Here is a 21,078-nt window from a genome sequence, read left to right on the forward strand (position 1 = left end):
GAGGCGCTCACCTGCACTCACCGGACGTGGCGGGGTGACCTCATAGGAGCCTGGCCAGAGGCCCCATCACTGTCTTGTCCGTCCGCCCGGCTGGTGCGTGCCGCCCTGCCCCCGGTCAAGACGACAGGACGACGATGACCTCCATTACACCCCAGCAATCGACCATCACCGAAGTCTGCGGTGGAGTCGATACCCATCAAGACACCCACACCGCGGCCGTGATCGATCACGTGGGCCGCGTACTTGGCACCGAATGCTTCCCCGCTACCCCGGCCGGCTATACCGCCCTGCTGACCTGGATGCGTGCCTTCGGGCCGCTGATGCTCGTCGGTGTCGAGGGCACCGGCGCCTACGGGGCCGGACTGGCGCGCCTGCTGCGAAACGAGCACGTCGTAGTGGTCGAGGTCGACCGGCCCGGCCGAAAGACCCGGCGCTTCCAGGGCAAGTCCGACCCGATCGATGCCATCGCCGCGGCCAAGGCCGCCCTGGCCGCCGACCGCACCGGCATCCCCGAACAGCGCGATGGCCGGATCGAGGCGCTGCGCAACCTACGCGTGGCTCGCCGATCGGCGGTCGACCAGCGCGCCGACGCTCAGCGCCAGATCAAAACCCTGATCGTCACCGCTCCCGACGACCTGCGCCAACGACTGCGCGCCCTGCCCGTGAAGGAATTGATCAACCTTTGTGCGGGCCTGCAGCCGGATCGGGCCGACGCCGCAAGTCCAGCCACCGCCGCCAAGATCGCTTTGCGGTCGCTGGCCCGCCGCCACCAGCAGCTCACACAAGAGATCAACGATCTGAACGAACTCCTGGACCCACTCGTGGCCGCCATCAACCCCGGCCTGGTCGCGGCGAACGGCGTCGGCACCGATGTCGCCGGCCAGCTGCTGGTCACCGCTGGCCAAAACCACGACCGGATTGTCTCCGAGGCCGCGTTCGCCATGCTCTGCGGCGCTGCTCCGATCCCGGCCTCATCGGGGAAGACCCACCGGCACCGGCTCAACCGAGGCGGCGACCGGCAGGCCAACGCCGCGCTCTACCGCGTCGTCCTATGCCGCCTGCGCTGGGACCCCCGCACCCGCGCCTACATGGAACGACGCACAAAAGAAGGACTCTCCAAAAAAGAGATCATCCGCTGCCTCAAACGCTACATCGCCCGGGAGCTCTACCGGATCATCATCACAGCAAACGATCAAGATCTCGCCGCTTGACATCCATAGGAGCATCCCTGGCCACCCGCCTGACAACCGCGGCCCGCGCCCCCTGCGAACACCAGGAGGCGCGGGCCGCACTCATGACGACCCCCGCGAACCCCCGCCCCGGCGAAGCGTGTTCCTGAGGCCCGCCCGGCGTCGTCATCCGCAGAACAGCCGGAGCCTTCGCCGGTTCGGGTCAGAGAAGGGCGAGGAGGGCCTCGGTGAGGCGGTCGGCGGCGCCGGGGGTGGTGCTGAGGAACAGGTAGGGCTCGGTGAGCTCCAGTTCGATCAGGGCCGGGGTCCCGTCCGGGAGGCGGACCAGGTCGACGCGCGCGTACAGCAGGTCGGCCTCCACCTCGGCGAGCACCCGTTCCGCCAGGGCGAACTGGTCCGGCTCGGGGTCGCGGCCGGGGATCGAGCGGTGGTCGGCGGGGACGGCGTCGGCGAGCATCGCGGCGCGGCGCCGGGCGTGGCTGAACCGGCCGCCGATGTAGACCAGGGAGGTCTCGCCCTCGGTCTCGACCATGTCCAGGTACGGCTGGACCATGGCGACGCGGCCCGCCGTGGTGAGGTTCCGCGCGTGGGTCTCGGCGGCGGCGCGGTCGGCCGTGCGTATGGTGTCGCGGGCTCCGGCCGAGACGGCCGGCTTGACGACGTACTCGGCGTGGACGGGGAGCGTCACCTGCTCCCCGGGGTGGATCCAGTGCGTCGGGACGGTCGGGACGCCCAGATCGCGCAGGTAGGTCTTGTCGGTGTTCCGCTCGAGCACCGAAGCGGGGTTGAGCAGCCGGGTGCCGCTCTCCACCTTGTACGCCCACTCGACGAACGCGTCCCGGTGCAGGATGTAGTCCCAGGGCGAGCGGACCACGGCCGCGTCGAAGGACTCCCAGTCGGCCGCCGGGTCGTTCCATCGCACCGCGGCCCCCTCTGCTCCGGCCCGTTCCCAGGCGGCGAGCAGTACCTCCCGGTCGTCATCCGGCCCGTCATAGGTGACATAAGCGAACTTCACGACGCTCCATCCAGATTTCACCACGTCAGTACCGTGCGCATCCTACGGACATGTCCACTATTTACGGCTTAGGAGGTGTGCGGTGAGCCGGGCTTTGTCGACGGCCGACAAGGATGTTCGTGGAGGCTCCTGGTGTCGTTCGCATGCACGAGGCGGGAAGACGAGCGGCTGCTCACCGGACACGGCCGGTATGTCGCCGACATCGACGTGCCCGGATGCCTCGCGGCGGTCTTCGTCAGGAGCACCGTCGCGCACGGCAGGCTGCGCGAGGTCGACTGCGCCCCGGCCATGGAGGTGCCGGGGGTCGTGGGCGCCTGGTCGGCCGCCGGCCTGCCCCGCCTTGCCACCTGCGCCATGCCGGCCGCCGACCGGCGGCATCCGCCGCAGGTCCCCCCCGCCTTGCTGGCCGGCCTGTCCACCTATGAGGTCGTGGCCGGGCGCGACTGGCCCGCCCTGGCGACCGACCGGGTGCGCTACCCGGGCGAGGCCGTCGCGGTGGTCCTCGCCGAGGACCGTTACCGGGCCGAGGACGGCGCGGCGGCGGTCGGCGTCCTGATCGACCCGCTGCCGGCGGCCGTGACGACCGCCGCGTCGCTGGAGGCGCCGGTCCCCCTGTTCGACGGCCTGAGCAACATCGCGATGGAAGGCTCGGCCGGCGACCCGATCGACGAGGCGGTCTGGCGGCGCGCGGCCGTCGTGGTCGAGGCGGCCTACCGCCAGCAGGTGCTGCTGCCGTCGCCGATGGAATGCAGGGCCTTCCTCGCCGTGCCGGAAGGGGACGGGCTGACGGTGTGGTGCTCGCACCAGATGCCGCACCGGCTGCGCCGGGATCTGGCCGGGACCCTCGGGTGGTCCCCCGGCCGCGTCCGCGTGGTGGTGCAGGACAGCGGCGGCGCGTTCGGCTCGAAAAGCGCGACCTTCCCCGAGTACATCGTGGCCGCCTTCCTGGCCGTGGCGCTCGAACGCCCCGTCCGGTGGATCGAGGACCGCATGGAGTCGCTGCTCGCCGCGACCCGGGGACGCGGGCAGGACCAGCGGGTGCGGCTGGCCGCCGACGCCGACGGGCGGCTGCTGGCCTACGAGCTGGCGATCGACGCCGACGTGGGGGCCTACCCGCACCTCGGGGCGGCGCTGCCGATGCAGACGGCCCGCATGGCGACGGGCCCGTACGCCACCCCCCGCGTGCACGCCACCGTCCGCTCGGTGCTGACCAACACCATGATGACCTACCCCTATAGGGGCGCCGGGCGTCCCGAGGCCACGGCCGCGCTGGAGCGCACGATGGACGAGGTGGCCCGCCGGCTCGGCATGGACCCCGCCGAGCTGCGGCGGCGCAACTTCATCGCGCCCGAGCGCTTCCCGTACGACACCCCGACCGGACGGCGCTACGACAGCGGCGACTACGCCGCCGCCCTCGATCTCGCGCTGGAGACCCTCGGCTACGACCGGTGGCGAGCGGAACGGGACCGGCGCCGCGCCGACCCGGACGCCCTTCCGCTCGGCATCGGGCTCGCCTGCTATGTGGAGCGCTCGGGCGGCGAGCCCGGCGGCCTGCACGAGTTCGCCGCGGTCGAGGCGTGCCAGGACGGCACGGTCGTCGCCCGGTGCGGCGCCTGCTCCAGCGGGCAGAGCCACGAGACGACCTTCTCGGCGCTGGTCGCCGCCACGCTGGGCATCGAGCCGGCGCGCGTCCGGCTGATCGAGGGCGACACCGGCGAGGTGCCCGAGGGAGTCGGCTCGTTCGCCAGCCGCTCGGCGCAGATCGCCGGCGCGGCCCTCCAGCAGGCCGCGCGGACGCTCATCGACCAGGCCAGGCGACGGGCCGCGACTCTGTGGGAACTGCCGGTCCACAAGGTGACCTGGTCCGATGGCACCCTGCGGGCCGCGGGGGCTTCCCCGGCCGTCACCGGCCTGGGCGAACTGGTACGGGCCACAGGGCCGCTCCGCGTGGACGAGCGGTTCGAGGCGGGCATGGCGTTCCCGTTCGGCACTCACGCCGCGGTGGTGGAGGTCGACGTGGACCTCGGTACCGTGCGCGTGCTGCGACTCGTCGCCGTGGACGACTGCGGGGTGGCGCTCGACCCCGCGGTGGTCCACGGGCAGTCCCTGGGATCGGCCGTGCAGGGCATCGGGCAGGCGCTGTACGAAGGGGTGCCCTACGACGACGCCGGGCTGCCCGTGCTGCCCAACGGGCTGCTGGACTACCTGCTGCCCACCTTCGCCGAGGTGCCGCCCATCGACATCGCGGCCACCCGCACGCCCAGCCCGGTCACGCCGCTGGGCGCCAAGGGGGCGGGAGAGTCCGGATGCATCGGCACCCCGCCGGCCATCGTCAACGCCGTCGTCGACGCGTTGCGCGTCGCCGACCCCGGGCTGCTCCAGATGCCGCTCACCCCCGACGTCGTATGGCGCGCGGCGCGCGCCCCGAAGGCGGACCGCGGCCCGGCGGGCGCCCAGGAGCTCCCCGGCCGTGCGGACGGCCGGCCGGTCCGCGACCGGGCGGCCGGCCGCAGGACGGACCGCGGCCGGTGAAGCCTCCCGCCTTCGACTACCTCGCGCCGGACACGGTCGCCGAGGCCGTGGACGCGCTCGCCGTCCCCGGCAGGCGGGCCCAGGTGCTGGCGGGCGGGCAGAGCCTGATCCTCGACATGCGCCTGCGCCGGTCGTGCCCCGATCTGGTGGTCGACATCAACGGCATCGGCGGCCTGGCCGATGTGCGGGTGGACGAGGGAGCGCTGCTGGTCGGCGCGCTGGCCCGTCATCGCGTCTTCGAATCCCCGCGGGTGGCCCCGGGCCCGCTTGGACGCCTGCTCTCGCGCGCCGTCGTCAACATCGCCCACCCGCCCATCCGCGCCCGCGGCACCATGGCGGGCAGCCTGGCCTGGGCGCACCCCGCCTCCGAATGGTGCGCCGTCGCCGTGGCCCTGGACGCCGGCGTCGAGGCGTGCGGCCCCGCCGGGACGCGCGTGGTCGCGGCCCGGGACTACTTCCACGGCCCGCACGCGACCGCCCTCGCCCCCGAGGAGCTGATCACCGCGGTGCGGCTGCCCCTGCTCGGCGACGCCACGGGGGTCGCGTTCGCCGAGCACCGTCGCACACAGTTCTGCTTCGCCCAGGTCGCCGTCGCCGTGGCGCTCACCGTGCGCGACGGTGTGGTCACCGAGGCGAGGATCGCCCTGGCCAACTGCGCGGGCACGCCGCTGCGCGCGCACGCGGCCGAACGTTCGCTGATCGGCGCCGAGGACCTCTCCCCCGGCCTCGGCCCGCCGCCGGGCCATCCCTTCGCCCGCGCGGCCCGCATCGCCGCCGAGGACGACGCCGAGCCCGTCGCCGAGCCGTACGCCGATGTCGAGCACCGCCGGCACGTGATCGCCGTCCTGGTGGGCCGGGCCCTGTGCGAGGCGTCGTCGGACGGGCGGGCGCACGGCGGTGGCCACCGGCCCGGAGGTGATCGGGGATGAGGATCACGCTCGTGGTGAACGGCCGGGACCACCCGCTGGACGTCGAGCCGCGGCGCGTCCTCGCCGACGTCCTGCGGGAGGACTGCCACCTGACCGGGACGCATCTGGGCTGCGAGATGGGCGTGTGCGGGGCATGCACCGTCCTGGTGGACGGCGAGGCCGTACGGTCGTGCCTGATGCTGGCCGTGCAGTGCGACGGGCGGCCGATCCGCACCGTCGAAGGGCTGGCGGCGCCGGACGGCCGTCCACACCCGCTTCAGGAGGCGTTCTCCGCCGAGCGCGCCCTCCAGTGCGGTTTCTGCACGCCGGGATGGCTGATGTCGGCCGCCGGAGCGCTGGAGTCCGACCCGGCCGTCGCCGACGACCCTGAGCGGCTCGCGGCCCTGCTCGGCTCCAACCTCTGCCGCTGCACCGGTTACGAGCCCATCCGCCGCGCCGTCCTGCGCGCCGCCGCGCGGCCGAGGAGCGAGCCGCCGGCGTGACCGCTCAGGACCGGAAGACGGCGTCGAACCTCTCGCCCTCGTTGAGGCGGTCGATAAGGGACGGCACGGCGCCAGAGCCGCCGTTGGCGGTGACCCACCGGCTCACGCGGCACGCCGCCTCGGCGTACAGGTTCCGGTCGGCGCCGGCCGTCTTCAGCCACTGCCCGAGCTCCGCGGGAAGGGACCGGTCCGCGGCCACCAGGCAACGGTCGGGCGACCCGGCCGGCGCCAGGTAGCGCGCGTCACCGGAGACCAGGACGGCGAGCCCCTCGTCGAACCACTGCGGCACCTCGCCTCCGTCCAGCCGGGCGTGCAGCTCGACGTGCGACATCTCGTGGGAGGCGATGACCGCGTCCAGCCCGCGCGGCGAGAGCAGGACCGCCCGGTTCAGCACCGCGACCCCACGCTCCCCTCCCCCGCCGATGCGGCGGTAGCAGCCGTCGGTCAGGCAGGCCAGCACGCGCGGGCTGCTCTTCCGGCCCCCGTAGAACTCCGCCACCCGCCGTTCCGCCTCCCCGACGACGTCGGACAGTCGCTCCCCGCCGGCCTTCGGCGTCCCCGGCTCGGCGTACACGCCGTCCCCGAGGTCCTCCAGCCCGTAGCACCCCGGACAGGCGGTCGCCGCCACCGAGGGGAACGCCACCGCCACGCCGGCGATCCCCGCGACGAGCAGCACGACCGCTCCGCCCAGAACCCATCTCCACCGCCGGCGCACCGCACCCTCCATCGTCGACGCCCACCGTCACCACCGCGTCGCCCAGCCTCCCCCACCCGCCGTCCCACGACATCAACCCCAGGGACCTGATCGCCTCCACCCCAGGGATGACCCCGCCACCCCAACACGGCCGCCCCCTGCACACCGCCCGGGCGCCAAGGCCTGGGAGCGGCGTTCGTGGGGAGGGGCGGGTGGTGATGGGGTGTGGGGGGCGTAACGCTTGTCTGTGAATCATGCGCCTGATTCGTCACTTTCGAAGTCCTCGTGGAACGCTCTGAGGTAGACGGGACGGCGAAGATCGGGTGATCAGGTGTCAGCGGGTGGCGGAGGATCTGCACGGCGGTGTCCTGGCCGGGTGGCCGCCCTGGTCATGGGGATCGTGATGGCGCTGGTGACGGCCGGCTGCTCCTCCGGAGGGACCGCGAAGCCGGAGGCCACCGTGGGGCGCCGGCCGGCCTCCCAGTCGCCCGCGGGGGCGGGCGCCGCGATCTCCAAGCCGCCGCGGGTGGACCCCGCCTGGCCGCGCTGGGGGTTCACCCACACCGGGACCAGCGCCAACAACGTCACCGAGCGGTTCGAGCAGGACGTGAGCCGGACGCTCGCCCAGACCCCGATGGTGCAGAACCAGCACATCATGGGTTTCGGAGCCCTCAACCCCGAGCCCCGGCCCGGCGAGTTCTTCTGGGAGGACCTCGACAGCCGGACGAACTTCATGAAGCAGTCCGGCGGCACTCCGGTCATCACCCTCTGCTGCGCCCCCGACTGGATGAAGGGCGGCCCGGAGGGCCCGACCGAGGAGTCGGCGTGGACCGAGCACCTGGAGGACGCTCCCTACCCTGAGCACTTCGGCGACTTCGCCGACCTGACGGCGGCCGTCGCCAAGCGGTACACCGACGTCAAGTACTTCATGGTGTGGAACGAGCTCAAGGGCTTCTGGCGCGACCACTCGAAGCCGGCGGACATCAAGGGCTACACCGAGATGTACAACAAGGTCTACGACGCGGTGAAGGCGGTGCGGCCCGACGCCCAGATCGGCGGCCCCTACATCGGCTTCGACAGCAACAAGAGCGGCAAGTCCGAGCTGCGGGGCCCCTGGGGAGTCGTCAACCAGAACTCGCTGGACGCCTTCGAGTACTGGTTCGACAACAAGAAGGGCGCCGATTTCATCGTGGTCGACGGCGCCTCGCCGACCGACGCCCACGAGCTGCTGCCCGACGCGTTCGGAGCGCTGAGCAAGTTCGGCGCGGTCACCGCCTGGCTGCGCGACAAGGCCGGCGACCTGCCGGTCTGGTGGTCGGAGTGGTACTTCGCCCCCGAGGACGGCACCAAGTGGCAGGAGCCCATGCGGCTCGCCGTCCAGGCCGCCTCGATGATCGAGTTCGCCAAGAGCGGCGCCGCCACGGCGCTGTACTGGAACCCGCAGGTCAAGACGGGGGCCTGCCAGGCCTGTATGTGGGCCCCGCGGACCGGCGCCCTGCTGCCGACCGGCCGCCTGATGGGCGATTTCGCCCAGTGGTTCCCCGCGGGAGCGGAGCTTGAGGATCTCACCTCGTCCGAACCCGCGGTCCGGGTGCTGGCGCAGCCCCGGCAGATGGTGATGGTCAACACCACCGGCGGGCGGATCGCCACGACCGTGGACGGCAAGGAGTTCACCCTGCGTCCTTACGAGATCAAGTGGAGCGCCCGCTGACGGTCCCGACCGCGAGCGGCACGCGGCGCAATGCCCGTTATGGGCACTTCGGCACCGCGGGTGCGGACCTCCTTCCCTGTCCAGCGCGTGTGTTCCGCACGAAGCTTGGGTCGTCATCTCCGGGAAGGAGACGCTATGAACGTCTTGGAAATGATCGACCGGGCCAAGGACACCGCGTCGGTCGGCCGAGTCTTCGGTGACCCCGTCACCCAGGACGGCGTGACGGTCATCCCCGTCGCCCGTATCTCCGGCGGTGGAGGCGGCGGTGAGGGCAAGCAGGAAGGCGAGCAGCCGTCCGAGGGCACCGGCGGAGGCTTCGGCCTCGGCGTCACCCCCGAGGGCATGTTCGTCATCAAGGACGCCAAGGTCCGCTGGCTGCCCGTCGTCAACGTCAACCGCGTCATCCTCGGCGGCCAGATCGTCGCCGTGGTCGTGCTGCTGACCGTACGCGCCATCGCCCGGCTGCGTGCTCGTAAGTAGCTCTTCCCAGCCGGCCACCGAGGAGACGGTGGCCGCCCCTCCTCACCTCGGAGGGGCGGCCGGTCCTCCTCAGTAGCGGGCCGTTCCTGCGAAAGGTAGTGGCTTGTCATGTACGCGCTGGTGGTCTACGAGTCCATGTTCGGCAACACGCGGCAGATCGCGAAGGCGGTGGCCGAGGGGCTGTCCTCGATCATGCGCGTGGACGTCGTGGAGGTCGGCGCGGCGCCCACGACCGTCGGCGAGGACGTCGACCTGCTGGTGGTCGGCGGCCCGACGCACGCCTTCGGGATGAGCAAGCCCGGAACCCGCGTCGCCGCCGCCGAGCAGGCCGCGGAACCGGTGATCTCCCAGGGCATCGGGCTGCGCGAATGGCTGGACTCCGCGAAGGTCGACGCTCCCGCGCTGACGGCGGCGGCCTTCGACACACATATCAGAAGCCACCTCGTCCCCGGCTCGGCCGCGCGCGGCGCCGAGAAGCGGCTGCGCCGCCTCGGGGTCAGGTTCGCCTCCCCGGCGACGAGCTTCTACGTCATGGGATCCCCTGGACCGCTGATGGTGGGCGAGCCGGACAGGGCTCGCCAGTGGGGCGAGCGGCTCGCCGCCACCTTCGCCGCCCAGGCTTCCTGACCACGGCCTGCCGGGGCCGGCGTCGCCCGCTCTGCCCCGAAGCGGCGGCGTCCGGCCCCGGCGTCACGCCTCCTGCGCGCCCACACCACGCGTCCTGCGCCGGCATGACGGGTGCCACGCCCGCGTCAGGCGTCCCGTGCCCAATCGATCGAATGGTTCTTCGGAAGGCGGCACTGCGGGTAAGTACTTCATGACTGGGGGGAGTCATGAGAAATCTCACCACGGCCGTCGTGCTCGTCACGACGACGATGTTCGGCACCGTCGCGGCCGGGGGGCCGCCTGACCAAGATGGCAGGCAGTCGGTCAGTTCAGACCAATATCGAATCCTGACCCGCCAATGCCGCTACGCCAACACGGCGAAGGCCCAGAATGACTGCCGTGTGGAGGTCCAGCGCAGGTACCGTCTCGGCGCACGGGCCACCGATCTCGACTGCCGCACCTACTCCGGCGTCACCGTTTGCGGCACGCTGAAGCTCAGCGCGCTCGAACGGCGGTGCGTGCAGGACTCCGTCAACAATGGCCTTGCCTACCGCCGGGCGGAGGTGGAGTGTTACGCCTTCCTGTGACGTCTTCCGCGGGCCGGCGGGCGGTGCGGCGACGGCCCGCGGCGGCGATCAGCCCTGGGCCGCCGTCCCGTACACCGGGTCGGGGATGGGGGCGTCCGTCAGCAGCTTGGCGACGGCCTCGCCGATCTCCTCCACGTGCCACCGCCCGCCCTTGTCGACGCCCGGACCGTGGTGCCAGCCGGTCGCGATCGAGATCATGCCGCCCTCGACCTCGAACACCCGCCCGGTGACGCCCGCCGACTCGGCCGAGCCGAGCCAGACCACCAGGGGGGCGATGTTGGCGGGGTCCATGATGTCGAAACCCGACTCCGGCGGCGCCATCATCGCGGAGAAGACCTGCTCGGTCATGCGGGTGCGCGCGGAGGGCGCGATGGCGTTGACGGTCACGCCGTACCGGCCGAGCTCGGTCGCGGCGGTGTGGGTGAGCGCCACGATGCCCGCCTTGGCCGCGGCGTAGTTGACCTGTCCGACGCTGCCGAGCAGGCCCGCGCCGGAGGAGGTGTTGACGACCCGGGCGTCCACGGGGCGGCCCGCCTTGGCCTGCTCCCTCCAGTACGCGGCGGCGTGCCGCAGCGGCAGGAAGTGCCCTTTGAGGTGGACCCGGACGACGTCGTCCCACTCTTGCTCGGTCATGGAAACGATCATGCGGTCGCGCAGGAACCCCGCGTTGTTGACGAGCACGTCGAGCCCGCCGAAGGCGCTGACGGCCGTCTTCACCAGCCGTCCCGCGCCGTCCCAGTCGGCGACGTCGTCGCAGTTGGCGACGGCCTCGCCGCCGAGGTCGCGGATCTCGGCGACGACGGCGTGAGCCGGGTCTCCTGAGCGCCCTCCCCCTTGGGGGCCGGTGCCGAGGTCGTTGACCACGACCTTGGCGCCCTGGCGCGCGAACTCGATGGCGTGCTCCCGACCGATGCCGCGGCCGGCACCCGTCACCACAACGACCCGTCCCTCGCAGAGACCGCTCACTTCACCGTTCCCTTTTCTGTTAGACCACGGGTCTTTTCCCCGGAACTGCGGATTCATGCCCCTTTGGAAGGAATTGTCGCGATCCAACGCGGTGCGTCGCCGGGAGCGTCCGGCCGCCGCCGCCGCCGCAGCCGGGAGGTGTCCGGCCCGGCATGATAGCAAGCGCTTGGTCGTGTCAAGAACGTAAGGTGAGCAGGTTACTCATGCCGGTCGTCAGGTGAACAAGCGATTGCATGGAGGCCATAATGGAGGACGTGAACACGCGTAAGAACTCCGGCGGAGCGCTGCCCGCGGCAGGTGCGACCAGCGCGATCTCCCCGGGGGGCGACGCCACGACGGCCCGGCGCCAGGGCCCCCCGCGCCGCGCGGCCACGGCCGCCTCCGCCTCCGAGCGCCGCGAGCATCTCGTGAGGCTCGCCGCCGAGCTCTTCGCCCGCAAGGGGTTCCAGGCGACCACCGTGCGCCAGATCGCCGACGAGGCGGGCATCCTCTCCGGCAGCCTGTATCACCACTTCGACTCCAAAGAGACGATCGTCGACGAGGTCCTTTCGACGTTCCTGAAGGATCTTATCGGGCGCTACCGCCAGGTCATGGAGGGCGACGGCGACCCCCGCAGCGTGCTGTCCGAGATGGTGCGCATCGGCTTCGGCACCCTCGAACCGCACCGCGCCGCCATCACCGTGATGCAGAACGACTGGAACTACCTGCGCTCCCTCCCCGGCAACCGCTTCGACTACCTCATCAAGGCCGAGGACGAGGTCGAGCGCATGTGGATCGGGCAGATCAAGCGCGGGCAGGCCGCGGGCCAGCTCAGGGCCGACGTCGATCCGAAGCTGACCTACCGCATGATCCGCGACAGCATCTGGGTGGCCGTGCGCTGGTTCCGCCCGGGAGGTCGTTTCACCACGACCCACCTCGCCGAGCACTACATCACCGTCCTGTTCGACGGTCTGGCCACGGGCGAGCGCACGAGCCAGAAAGCATGACCCCTCTGCACAAGGCCGTCCGCGTGGCGCTGACCGAGGTCGCCGATCCGGCGAAGGCGCCCGCCATGCAGGCGTACATGAAGTCCGCGATGCCCTTCCTCGGCGTGCAGGCCGTGCCACTGCGGGCGGCGTTGCGCAAGGTCCTGGCCGAGCACCGCATCGACAGCGCGCCCGAGTGGCGCAAGACCGTCCTTGCGATGTGGCGCGACGCCGAGTACCGCGAAGAGCGGTACGCCGCGATGCAGCTGTCCGCCTTCCGCTACTACAAGTCCTTCCAGACGCTCTACACCGTGCCGATGTACGAAGAGATGATCGTCACGGGCGCCTGGTGGGACTACGTAGACGACCTGGCGATCAACCGGGTGGGGACGCTCCTGCTGGCCTTCCCCGACACGATGCGCCCGCTCATGCTCGAGTGGGCGCACGACGGCGATCTGTGGCGGCGCCGCACGGCCATCCTGTGCCAGAACAGCTTCAAGGAACGCACGGACGCGGGCCTGCTGTACGCCTGCATCGAGCCGAGCCTGGCCGACACCGACTTCTTCGCCCGCAAGGCGATCGGCTGGGCGCTGCGCCAATACGCGAAGACCAGCCCGCGCGAGGTCGTCCGCTACGTCCAGCACAAGGGCCTCACCGGCCTCAGCCGCCGAGAGGCCCTGAAGAACCTGCCGGTGAGCTGAGCCGTGCGGCGCAGGTCAGACATGATCTTGTGACCGTCCTTGCGCAATGAGACGAAAAGTCGTCACATGATCAACCTCGTCGGTCGCTTCGTCTATATTCAACTCGAGGACGGTAATCACCGGCATTTGAACACCGGACGACCGGGGGCGAGGGGGCGTCGATGAGCGAGCAGGAGAAGGCTCCGCCGGGGATCGACCCCACGACACCCAGCGTGGCCCGCATGTACGACTACTACCTCGGCGGCAAGGACAACTTCGCCGCCGACCGCGCGGCGGCCGAGCAGATCATCGAGCTGCTCCCGAGCGCCAGGCACGTGGCCCGCGAGAACCGCGCCTTCCTCGGCAGGGCCGTGCGCCATCTCGCCGGCCTGGGCATCGACCAGTTCATCGACATCGGCGCCGGCCTGCCCACCCGTGAGAACGTCCACCAGGTGGCCCTGGCGTGGGCGCCGAGGTCGCGCGTCGTCTACGTGGACAACGACCCCATCGTGCTGGTCCACGCCCGCGCGCTGCTGGCCGACAACCCGCAGACCACCGTCATCGAGGGCGACCTGCGCGACCCCAAGGCGATCATGGAGCAGCCCGCCGTCCGCGCCGCCATCGACTTCGACCGGCCCTTCGCCGTCATCCTCTGCGCGATCGTGCACTTCATCGAGGACGACGACGAGGCCGCGGACATCGTGGCGCACCTGCGCGGCATCCTCCCGCCCGGTGGAGCCCTCGTGCTCTCCCACGGGTTCCGCGGCCGGTTGGAGGACCCGACGATCGCCAAGGCCGAGGCCATCTACGCGCGGACCAGGAGAGGGCTGAAGATCCGCGACCGCGAGACGATCCAGGGGTACTTCTCCGGGCTGGAGATGGTGGAGCCCGGGCTGGTCCACGTGGGTTCGTGGCGTCCCGAACACGCCCTGACGGAAGACGAGTCGGCGGCCGGCGGCCTCGGCGGCGTCGGCCTGGTGCCGCCCACCGGCTAGGACCACCACCCCGCTCCCGGCTTCCGTCCGACCCATTGGATAGGCACGGTATCCAGCAGCCGGTACGATATCCGCATGCGGATCTCCCAGCTCAGCGCCGCCTCCGGGGTGCCGATCCCCACGATCAAGTACTACCTGCGCGAGGGCCTGCTCCAGCAGGGCGAGCAGACCGGCGCGACCCGGGCCGAGTACGGCGACGCCCACCTGCGCAGGCTGCGGCTGATCCGCGCGCTGCTGGAGGTCGGCCGCGTGCCGGTCGCCTCGATCGGCAAGATCGTGGCGGCGGTGGAGGACGAGGGGATCCCCGTCCACCGGATGCTCGGCACGGCCCACTACGCCCTGGCCTCCCCGGCCGAGACCGACCCGGACGACGAGGAGCAGCGCGCCGCGCGCGAGCGCGTCGACCGGCTGATCGGCGACCTCGGCTGGCGGATCACCCCCGAGGCGCCCACACGGGACGAGCTGGCGCAGGTGCTGGTGCGGCTGGCGCAGCTCGGCAGGCCCGCGGGCGAGGACGACCTGCGCCACTACGCGGATGTGATCACCCAGCTGGTCTCGGAGCGCGAGATGGGCAAGATCCCCGTCGACGGCCCGCGCGAGGCGGCCGTCGAGTCCCTCGTGATCGGCACGGTGCTGTACGGCAAGATCTTCGACATCCTCAGAAGGCTCGCCCACGAGTCCGAGTCCGCCCACGTCCTCGGCTCCTGACGCACGTCCTCCCACCGCTCGGCGCCTGACGCACGTCCGCCCGCGTCCTCGATGCCGGCCCACGTCCACCCCAGCGTCCTTCGGGCCTCGCCCGTGACCGCCCCCGCGCGCTCAGGCGGCGGCGAGGCGCGCGCCGGACTCGGCGAGAGTCTCGAACCCAGCGGGGACACCGACCCCGTCCCTCCGCTGTCGGCGATCAGCTTGAGCGCGTCATCGGTGCGCGGTGCCACCCGGGGTTCCCGCTGGGCGCTCAGGACCGGGAAAGGTCGCCGAGGAGCCAGTGGGCGGCGCGGCGGAGGAGCGTGCGGTGGACCGGGTTCTCGTAGGACCGGGCATCATGGCCGAGCGCGTCGTACACCAGCCGCCCGCCGCGCACCTCCCGTGCCCACACCAGCGGGCGGCCGAGGGAGGACGCCAGCGGCCGCACCTCAGGCGAGACGTCCAGGTCGCTGTAGATCTCATCGATCAGCTCGAAGTCGTCCAGGCCCTCGACGATCGGATGCTCGTCGTGGATCTTGATCTCCGCGGGGCCGAGCGGCGGGTGGTAGGAGGAGCCCCAGACCCACGCCGCACCGAGGAGCCCGCGCCAGGCGGGCCAGTCGTCGAAGCAGATCGACGCCGCGTGCACGGCGAGCACACCCCCTCCCCGATCGAGATGGGCGAGCACCGCCGCGCGGGCGGCGCCGGGCAGCGAGAACGGGACGGCGCCCTGACTCCGCGCCCAGCCGCCGTCGTCGTGGCAGCGCAGCGCGTTCACGGTGATCAGATCGGGACGGGGGTCGGCCGAGAGCGACCCGGCGATGTCATCGGTGATCCGCGACCGCACTCCGGCCTCGGTCAGGACCTCGGCGAGGGCGCGGGACGTCGCGGGGAAGTCATGTGCCAGGCCGCCGGAAAGGATCACGTTCGTCGCCACGAGCACACCCCATCACGGAGGCCGTCGCCCGCGCCACCGCCCGGCGCGGGCCGCGTTCCGCCCGGCCGCCGTCCCCGCCGTCCCCGCCTCGTCGTCGCCGCCCGCCGTCGTCGAGGCGTGCGGGCGGGTGAGGGCACTGACCGTGGGAAGGGGTTCGCCCGCGGGTGGGACGCCGGTAGGTTGGGATGGCAGGCCGAGCGTCGTTCTAGTGAGACGCCGCCGGGTGCGTCGACCGAGCGAGCCATCGCCATCGGAGGTCCTGATGGGTGCCCACGGCCACTGCGATCCGCGGTTCGCCCGCGTGCGCGAAGTCTTCGAAGGCCACTTCGCCCAGGGCGAGGAGATCGGCGCGGCCTTCGCCGTCCACCTCGACGGCGAGCCGGTGGTCGACCTGTGGGACGGCGTCGCCGACCGGCACACCGGGCGCCCCTGGGAGCGCGACACCCCCGCCCTCTCCTACTCCTGCACCAAGGCCGTCACCGCCGCCGTCGTGCTGATGCTCGCCGAACGCGGAGCGGTCGACCTGGGCGCCCCGGTGGCGGAGGTGTGGCCGGAGTTCGCGGCCGGGGGCAAGGAACGGGTGACCGTCGAGCACCTGCTCACCCATCAGGCGGGGCTGCCGGTCATCGAGCACGACGTGCCCGTCGAAGAGTTCGAGGACCAGCCCGCGATCGCCGCCCGGCTGGCCGGGCAGACCCCGATGTGGGAACCGGGCACCGCCCACGGCTACCACGCGCTGACGTACGGGTTCCTGGTGGGCGAGGTGGTCCGCCGGGTCACGGGCAAGAGCGTCGGCGAGATCGTCGCAACCGAGATCGCCGGCCCGCGCGGGCTGGACCTGTGGCTGGGAGCCCCTCCCGATGTGATCGCCCGCGCCGCCCGGCTCTCGGCCGGCGAGCGCACGAATCCGGCGAGCGAGCGCACGGCCCCGTCAGGCGGCGCGTCCGCGAACGGACCCGGCGACCGGACCGAGGCCACGGCCACCGGCACAGGGACGGGCACTGGAACCGGCGGAGCCGGCACGAGCGGCGGTGCGGACGCCGGCGCGGAGCGGCACGAGGGAGGGAGCGGGCGGACGGTCGGCGAGCTGACGGGGCGCGGACCTGGCGACCCGGTGTGGGAGATGGCCCGGGCCTCGCTCGACCGGGGCAGCCTGATGAGCCGGGCGATGGCCAACCCCAGTCCCGCCAAGCTGAAGGGCGGCGCGAACCACCCGGTGATCATGCGGGCCGGGTGGCCGGCCATGGGGCTGGTCACGACGGCGCGCGGCCTGGCCGGGTTCTACCGCGACCTGCTGGCGGGCGAGATCATCGGAGCCGCCACCCTGGAGGACGCCCTGCGGCCGAGGGTGAGCGGTCCCGACCGGGTGATGTTCGTCGACAGCTCGTTCGGGCTCGGCTTCATGCGTCCCGCCATGATGTTCCTCACCCCGCCCAAGGGCGCCGGGGCGTTCGGCCATCCCGGCCTGGGCGGTTTCGCGGGCCTCGGCGATCCGCGGCACGGACTGGCCGTGGCGTACACGATGAACAAGATGGCGAACGCGGTGGCGGGAAGCATGCGCGGCCACCGCCTGATCGAGTCCGTCTACGACTCCCTCCTCTGACGACCCGCCCCGTCCTCCCTGACAACCCGCTCCATCCCGCCGTCCCCGACGACCGCACCGTCCTACCTCCGCCCCCCGAGGACGCCCCCCCCGCCCCGTTCCGGCCTCCGGAGACCCGGCTCCGGCGGGCCGAGGCCGGAGGAGTCGGGCGCGAGCGAGCAGTAAGTCGGACTTGGGGCAAAGAGGGCATGACCTTGACTTATGCTGAACGGGCATACCTTCCGTAATTGAATCGTCACCGTGAAGATCTACCAAATCCGTGACAACAGGCGTATCCGATGAGACCTTCGTCTGGGGAGTCAGGAGCAGCACCACTCCGAGGGGACAAGATGGACGCCTGGTCCGTTCCGGGATACCGCGAAGAACGCGTGCTCGGCGCCGGTGGCAGCGGCCGGGTGGTCCTGGCCGTCTACACCGGCACCGGCGCCCATGTGGCGATCAAGTACCTCAGCGACGAGCTGAGATCCGATCCGCGTTTCCTGGCGGCGTTCCGCGAAGAGGCGCGCACGATGGTCGAGATCGGCGACCCGAACATCGTGCGCTTCTACGAGTACGTCGAGAGCCCGCTCGGCGCGGCCATCGTCATGGAGCTGGTCAACGGGGTCTCGCTCCGCAAGATCCTGCACGAGCACGGCTCCACCAGCCCCGAGGCCGCGCTGGTCGTGCTGAAAGGCTCGCTTCTCGGCCTGTCGGCCGCGCACTCCGCGGGCATCGTGCACCGTGACTACAAGCCCGAGAACGTCCTGGTCCAGGCCGACGGGTTCAGCAGGCTGGCCGACTTCGGCATCGCGACCCCGGCCGGCCGGCCCGGCATGCCGTCGGGCACCCCGCCCTACATGGCGCCCGAGCAGTGGAACGGCTCCCCCGCCGGCCCCGCGACCGACGTCTACGCCGCCACGTGCGTCTTCTTCGAGTGCCTGACCGGGCGCAGGCCCTACCGCGCCGACCACCCGGCCGCTCTGCAGCACCAGCACCAGACGGCGGCGATCCCCGTGGACGCGGTGCCCGGCTCCGTGCGCGCGCTGGTGATGCGGGGCCTGGCGAAGAACCCCGCCGACCGCCCTTCGACGGCGCGGGCGTTCGTCGGCGAGCTGGAGTCCGCGGCGGTCGCGGCGTACGGCCCCGAATGGGAAGAGCGCGGGCGCCGCCACCTGGCCGAGCTGGCCGCGCTCCTGGCGTTGGGCTTCCCCTTGGCGCGGCCGCAGGCACAGGCCAGCACCAGCCTGGCCAACACCGTGCTGCGGGGGCCGCTGCGCCCTCTGAGCCGGGTGCGCCACCCCGCGCGGGTGCTGGTCGGCGCCGGCATCGTGGCGGTTGGCCTGGTGATCGCGGTGCTGGCCGCCAACCGCGGCGGCACTCCGGTGCGCGACGTCGCGCTGGCCACGTCCCCGACCGCGCGGGCCGTCGTGGAGGTCCCGACGGGCGAGCCGTCGAAGGCGCTGGCGAAGGCGCCCGTCTCACCCAGCCCGGAGAACACCGGCCAGGCCGAGGCCTCGCCGTCGCCGTCGCCGTCGCACGCCGTCCGCACGTCTCCGGCCGTCCCGCGGAGCACTCCCAAGAGCTCGCCGGGAGCCACCCACAAGGCGACTCCGACGCCGACCCCCACGCCCACCCGGACGCCCACGCCGACTCCCACGCCCACCCGGACACCCACCCCGACCCCGACCCCGACTCCCACACCCACGCCGACTCCCACCCCGACCCCGACTCCCACACCCACGCCGACACCCACCCCGACTCCCACTCCGACGCCGACGCCGACCCGGCTGTCGGTGCGCGCGCTGTCCATCTCCGCGTTCGATGGACGCACCGCCACCGTGCGGGTGCGAACGTCGACGCCGCAGACCGTCACGCTGACCGTCCGCTTCGCGGAGGGCTCCTCGCCCTCCGACCTCTCCACAACGGCCACGCAGACCTTCCCGCTCGCGGGGTCCACCTTCTACACCAAGCAGGCCGCCTTCCCCACCACAGGGACCGCGGCCGGGTTCGCCGCCACGCCCTGCGGCAAGAGCGTCTACCGGCAGGTCACCGTGGCGACCACGCCCGGCGCGGCGGACGGTTCCCGCAGCCGGACGGTCAAGGTCAAGGGCAACCCGTGCCCGCCGCCCACGGTCGGCGCGGTGTCCGTCACGCGCTGGAACGGCAGCACGGCGCGCGTCAGCGTGCGCGCCGGCGGGCCGGGCGAAGTGCGCCTGGCCGCCGAGTTCACCCGCAGGCAGGGCGAGGGCGCGGCCAAGGTCGTCGACCAGGCGAGCCGCACCCTGTCCGGCGACACCTCCTACGCGTTCTCGCTGTCCGGCGACCTGGGCGAGGTTCCCTGTGGCGAGAAGGCGTACTTCGGCGTGCGGGTGACCACCCAGCCCACCGCCGCGAACGGCGCGCAGTTCAAGGAGATCGGGGTCGAGGGGCCCGCGTGCGCCCCGCCGAAGGTCTCGATCACCTCCTGGGACGGGAGCACGCTGAGGGTCAGGGTGCGGAGCTCCACCCCGGACGCGGTGAAGCTGTCCGCGGCCTTCCAGCAGACCGTCACGGCCGGCGAACGCACGGCGACCCGCACCGCCTCGCGCCGGGCGACCCTGTCGGGCGGCTCGGTGTACGACAAGGTGTTCACGGTGCGCTTCGCGACCCCGCGGTGCGGTTACGTGGACGTCAGGAAGGTCACGGTGACGGTCGTCTCCGCCCTCGGGACGGCCGGCGACTCGGCCCAGCTCACGCGCAGGGGCCGGCCCTGCGCCGAGCCGTCCCCGGAGCCGACCAAGTCGGACCCGCCGACGGAGGAGCCTCCGGACAAGGACCCGCCTGCCGACCCCCCGCCCTCGCCCGAGCCGAGAGACGAGCCCAGGGACGAGCCGTCCGGCGGCACCCGCGACGGCCCCGTCCTGACCTGAGCGGACGGCCCCGTCCCGTCTTGAGCGGCCCGCCCGCCGCAGGGGCGTGGCGGCGGGCGGCATGGACTGCGCACGTCGCCGGGTGCGCGGCGAGCCTCCGGACGCGAGACTCTCGGGAGAAGACCTACCCGGTGGAGGCCCCGTGAGCGCGCGCGTTCAGAAGCTCGGCAACGTCCTGGTCCCGGTGGACGACCTCGGCAAGGCCCTGACCTTCTACGTGGAGGTCCTCGGACTGACGGTGAAGTTCAGGGACGGCGACCGGTTCGCGGCGCTGGACGCCGGCGGCGTGACGATCGCGCTGGCCGCTCCCGAGGAGCAGGTCGCGGGGGCTCTCACCGCGCCCTCCTACAAGGTCGGCGACCTCGCCGAGGCCGTGGCTGAGCTGACGGCGGCCGGCGCCGAGCTGGTCAGCGGCCCGGAGGCCGGCCCGCACGAGAGCAGGGCCGTGCTGCGCGACCCGTCGGGCAACGTCCTGGTGCTCTACTCGCCGCTCTGAGCGGGCCTCGTTCCACTGTTCCGGGCCGGCTTGGCCATGGCCGGCGGCTCGGGGCCGCGGCCGGGCGGCCCGGTGTCCGGCCGGCGGGCGCGGGTGAACCAGATCGTCTTGCCGATGCCGTCCTCGACGGGCTCCACCCCCCACGCGTCGGTCAGGGCGGCGACGATGCGCAGGCCTCGGCCGTGTTCCGACTCGTTGCCCGCCGGGCACAGGCGCGGCCATCCGGCGCCGCGGTCGGTGACCGAGCCGGTCACGGTGTCCGGGGCGGTGCCGATCGCGATGTGCACGGGAGGACCGCCGTGGACGAGGGCGTTGGCGAGCAGCTCGGTGACGACCACCAACACGTCGTCGATCAGGTCGTGCAGGTCCCATGCGGCGAGCGTCACGCGGAGCACCGCGCGGCACTCGGCCGTGACGCCCGGTTCGGCGCGCAGCTCCCAGCGGACCTCACGGGTACAGGACGGGATGCTGATCATGCTGATCCCTGGCCTTTCACTCGGGGTGCATCGGCCGCGTGACGGCCCCCGCACCGGATCCCCCGATCCGGGTAATGGGGCGGACCTTTACCTTCCGGCGGGCGGCGTGGCCGCCAACAGGCGACGTGACGGAGTGTGTCTGTAGGCCGGGACCCCTGA

At 72.3% G+C, this 21,078-nt stretch carries 20 protein-coding genes; 15 read left to right on the top strand and 5 right to left on the bottom strand.

What is annotated here, in order from left to right; translation table 11 throughout:
• The first annotated feature begins 143 nt into the window (after window positions 1–143).
• Window positions 144–1,211 (top strand): IS110 family RNA-guided transposase, encoded by a 1,068-nt coding sequence (locus ACFO60_RS02615; RefSeq protein WP_380836452.1) that lies wholly within the window; start codon window positions 144–146, stop codon window positions 1,209–1,211.
• 181 nt (window positions 1,212–1,392) lie between these two features.
• Here ACFO60_RS02615 and ACFO60_RS02620 read toward each other — a convergent pair whose 3' ends face one another.
• Window positions 1,393–2,205, bottom strand: coding sequence for an ATP-grasp domain-containing protein (locus ACFO60_RS02620; protein WP_380836273.1), 813 nt, complete (start codon window positions 2,203–2,205; stop codon window positions 1,393–1,395).
• Between the two features lie 132 nt (window positions 2,206–2,337).
• Between ACFO60_RS02620 and ACFO60_RS02625 the strand changes: the two genes are divergently transcribed.
• From ACFO60_RS02625 to ACFO60_RS02635, 3 genes are read left to right on the top strand one after another with little or no spacing between them, the layout of a single operon-like run.
• Window positions 2,338–4,737, top strand: coding sequence for a xanthine dehydrogenase family protein molybdopterin-binding subunit (locus ACFO60_RS02625; RefSeq protein ID WP_380836275.1), 2,400 nt, complete (start codon window positions 2,338–2,340; stop codon window positions 4,735–4,737).
• Window positions 4,734–5,666 (top strand): FAD binding domain-containing protein, encoded by a 933-nt coding sequence (locus tag ACFO60_RS02630; protein ID WP_380836276.1) that lies wholly within the window; start codon window positions 4,734–4,736, stop codon window positions 5,664–5,666. The genes ACFO60_RS02625 and ACFO60_RS02630 overlap by 4 nt, the downstream gene beginning before the upstream one ends.
• A complete protein-coding gene (locus ACFO60_RS02635; protein ID WP_380836278.1) occupies window positions 5,663–6,148 on the top strand; it encodes a (2Fe-2S)-binding protein in 486 nt (161 codons plus the stop codon). The genes ACFO60_RS02630 and ACFO60_RS02635 overlap by 4 nt, the downstream gene beginning before the upstream one ends.
• A gap of 4 nt (window positions 6,149–6,152) precedes the next feature.
• Here ACFO60_RS02635 and ACFO60_RS02640 read toward each other — a convergent pair whose 3' ends face one another.
• On the bottom strand, window positions 6,153–6,863 hold the full coding sequence (locus ACFO60_RS02640; RefSeq protein WP_380836280.1) for a hypothetical protein: 711 nt from the start codon (window positions 6,861–6,863) through the stop codon (window positions 6,153–6,155).
• Window positions 6,864–7,218: 355 nt separating this feature from the next.
• On the opposite strand from ACFO60_RS02640, the gene ACFO60_RS02645 reads away from it, so the two are divergent.
• The 4 genes from ACFO60_RS02645 (at window position 7,219) to ACFO60_RS02660 (ending at window position 10,226) form a co-directional block, all read left to right on the top strand.
• A complete protein-coding gene (locus ACFO60_RS02645; RefSeq protein WP_380836281.1) occupies window positions 7,219–8,553 on the top strand; it encodes a xylan 1,4-beta-xylosidase in 1,335 nt (444 codons plus the stop codon).
• A 135-nt stretch (window positions 8,554–8,688) separates the two neighbouring features.
• Window positions 8,689–9,033 (top strand): spore germination protein GerW family protein, encoded by a 345-nt coding sequence (locus ACFO60_RS02650; protein ID WP_380836282.1) that lies wholly within the window; start codon window positions 8,689–8,691, stop codon window positions 9,031–9,033.
• A 108-nt stretch (window positions 9,034–9,141) separates the two neighbouring features.
• Window positions 9,142–9,660 carry a flavodoxin family protein gene (locus ACFO60_RS02655; RefSeq protein ID WP_380836284.1) on the top strand — a complete coding sequence of 173 codons (519 nt, stop codon included), beginning with the start codon at window positions 9,142–9,144 and terminating at the stop codon, window positions 9,658–9,660.
• A gap of 206 nt (window positions 9,661–9,866) precedes the next feature.
• Window positions 9,867–10,226 (top strand): hypothetical protein, encoded by a 360-nt coding sequence (locus tag ACFO60_RS02660; protein ID WP_380836286.1) that lies wholly within the window; start codon window positions 9,867–9,869, stop codon window positions 10,224–10,226.
• A gap of 48 nt (window positions 10,227–10,274) precedes the next feature.
• Here ACFO60_RS02660 and ACFO60_RS02665 read toward each other — a convergent pair whose 3' ends face one another.
• A complete protein-coding gene (locus tag ACFO60_RS02665; RefSeq protein WP_380836288.1) occupies window positions 10,275–11,192 on the bottom strand; it encodes an SDR family oxidoreductase in 918 nt (305 codons plus the stop codon).
• A 245-nt stretch (window positions 11,193–11,437) separates the two neighbouring features.
• On the opposite strand from ACFO60_RS02665, the gene ACFO60_RS02670 reads away from it, so the two are divergent.
• The 4 genes from ACFO60_RS02670 to ACFO60_RS02685 all read left to right on the top strand — a co-directional run bounded on the left by ACFO60_RS02670 (window position 11,438) and on the right by ACFO60_RS02685 (window position 14,540).
• Window positions 11,438–12,178, top strand: coding sequence for a TetR/AcrR family transcriptional regulator (locus tag ACFO60_RS02670; protein ID WP_380836290.1), 741 nt, complete (start codon window positions 11,438–11,440; stop codon window positions 12,176–12,178).
• The gene (locus ACFO60_RS02675) at window positions 12,175–12,858 is read left to right on the top strand and encodes a DNA alkylation repair protein (RefSeq protein WP_380836292.1); all 684 of its coding nucleotides are present in this window, start codon (window positions 12,175–12,177) and stop codon (window positions 12,856–12,858) included. Before ACFO60_RS02670 ends, ACFO60_RS02675 begins: the two co-directional genes overlap by 4 nt.
• A 161-nt stretch (window positions 12,859–13,019) precedes the next feature.
• A complete protein-coding gene (locus ACFO60_RS02680) occupies window positions 13,020–13,832 on the top strand; it encodes an SAM-dependent methyltransferase (RefSeq protein ID WP_380836293.1) in 813 nt (270 codons plus the stop codon).
• A 75-nt stretch (window positions 13,833–13,907) separates the two neighbouring features.
• The gene (locus tag ACFO60_RS02685) at window positions 13,908–14,540 is read left to right on the top strand and encodes a MerR family transcriptional regulator (RefSeq protein ID WP_380836295.1); all 633 of its coding nucleotides are present in this window, start codon (window positions 13,908–13,910) and stop codon (window positions 14,538–14,540) included.
• Between the two features lie 250 nt (window positions 14,541–14,790).
• Here the strand turns inward: ACFO60_RS02685 and ACFO60_RS02690 are convergent, their stop codons facing one another.
• On the bottom strand, window positions 14,791–15,456 hold the full coding sequence (locus ACFO60_RS02690) for a ThuA domain-containing protein (protein ID WP_380836297.1): 666 nt from the start codon (window positions 15,454–15,456) through the stop codon (window positions 14,791–14,793).
• 262 nt (window positions 15,457–15,718) lie between these two features.
• On the opposite strand from ACFO60_RS02690, the gene ACFO60_RS02695 reads away from it, so the two are divergent.
• The 3 genes from ACFO60_RS02695 (at window position 15,719) to ACFO60_RS02705 (ending at window position 20,443) form a co-directional block, all read left to right on the top strand.
• The gene (locus ACFO60_RS02695) at window positions 15,719–17,059 is read left to right on the top strand and encodes a serine hydrolase domain-containing protein (protein WP_380836299.1); all 1,341 of its coding nucleotides are present in this window, start codon (window positions 15,719–15,721) and stop codon (window positions 17,057–17,059) included.
• 329 nt (window positions 17,060–17,388) lie between these two features.
• The gene (locus ACFO60_RS02700) at window positions 17,389–19,947 is read left to right on the top strand and encodes a serine/threonine-protein kinase (RefSeq protein ID WP_380836301.1); all 2,559 of its coding nucleotides are present in this window, start codon (window positions 17,389–17,391) and stop codon (window positions 19,945–19,947) included.
• A gap of 142 nt (window positions 19,948–20,089) precedes the next feature.
• On the top strand, window positions 20,090–20,443 hold the full coding sequence (locus tag ACFO60_RS02705; protein ID WP_380836303.1) for a VOC family protein: 354 nt from the start codon (window positions 20,090–20,092) through the stop codon (window positions 20,441–20,443).
• Here ACFO60_RS02705 and ACFO60_RS02710 read toward each other — a convergent pair.
• The gene (locus tag ACFO60_RS02710) at window positions 20,428–20,919 is read right to left on the bottom strand and encodes an ATP-binding protein (protein WP_380836305.1); all 492 of its coding nucleotides are present in this window, start codon (window positions 20,917–20,919) and stop codon (window positions 20,428–20,430) included. The genes ACFO60_RS02705 and ACFO60_RS02710 overlap by 16 nt on opposite strands.
• Window positions 20,920–21,078 lie beyond the last annotated feature (159 nt).

Source organism: Sphaerisporangium dianthi (assembly GCF_042654065.1).
GTDB classification, from domain to species: Bacteria; Actinomycetota; Actinomycetes; order Streptosporangiales; family Streptosporangiaceae; genus Sphaerisporangium; species Sphaerisporangium dianthi.

Bases quoted from the DNA above. Each gene is read 5' to 3' on its own strand.
- ACFO60_RS02635 (WP_380836278.1), top strand. From the start codon at position 5,663: ATGAGGATCACGCTCGTGGTGAACGGCCGGGACCACCCGCTGGACGTC.
- ACFO60_RS02650 (WP_380836282.1), top strand. From the start codon at position 8,689: ATGAACGTCTTGGAAATGATCGACCGGGCCAAGGACACCGCGTCGGTC.
- ACFO60_RS02655 (WP_380836284.1), top strand. From the start codon at position 9,142: ATGTACGCGCTGGTGGTCTACGAGTCCATGTTCGGCAACACGCGGCAG.
- ACFO60_RS02660 (WP_380836286.1), top strand. From the start codon at position 9,867: ATGAGAAATCTCACCACGGCCGTCGTGCTCGTCACGACGACGATGTTC.
- ACFO60_RS02670 (WP_380836290.1), top strand. From the start codon at position 11,438: ATGGAGGACGTGAACACGCGTAAGAACTCCGGCGGAGCGCTGCCCGCG.
- ACFO60_RS02675 (WP_380836292.1), top strand. From the start codon at position 12,175: ATGACCCCTCTGCACAAGGCCGTCCGCGTGGCGCTGACCGAGGTCGCC.
- ACFO60_RS02680 (WP_380836293.1), top strand. From the start codon at position 13,020: ATGAGCGAGCAGGAGAAGGCTCCGCCGGGGATCGACCCCACGACACCC.
- ACFO60_RS02685 (WP_380836295.1), top strand. From the start codon at position 13,908: ATGCGGATCTCCCAGCTCAGCGCCGCCTCCGGGGTGCCGATCCCCACG.
- ACFO60_RS02695 (WP_380836299.1), top strand. From the start codon at position 15,719: ATGGGTGCCCACGGCCACTGCGATCCGCGGTTCGCCCGCGTGCGCGAA.
- ACFO60_RS02700 (WP_380836301.1), top strand. From the start codon at position 17,389: ATGGACGCCTGGTCCGTTCCGGGATACCGCGAAGAACGCGTGCTCGGC.
- ACFO60_RS02710 (WP_380836305.1), bottom strand. From the start codon at position 20,919: ATGATCAGCATCCCGTCCTGTACCCGTGAGGTCCGCTGGGAGCTGCGC.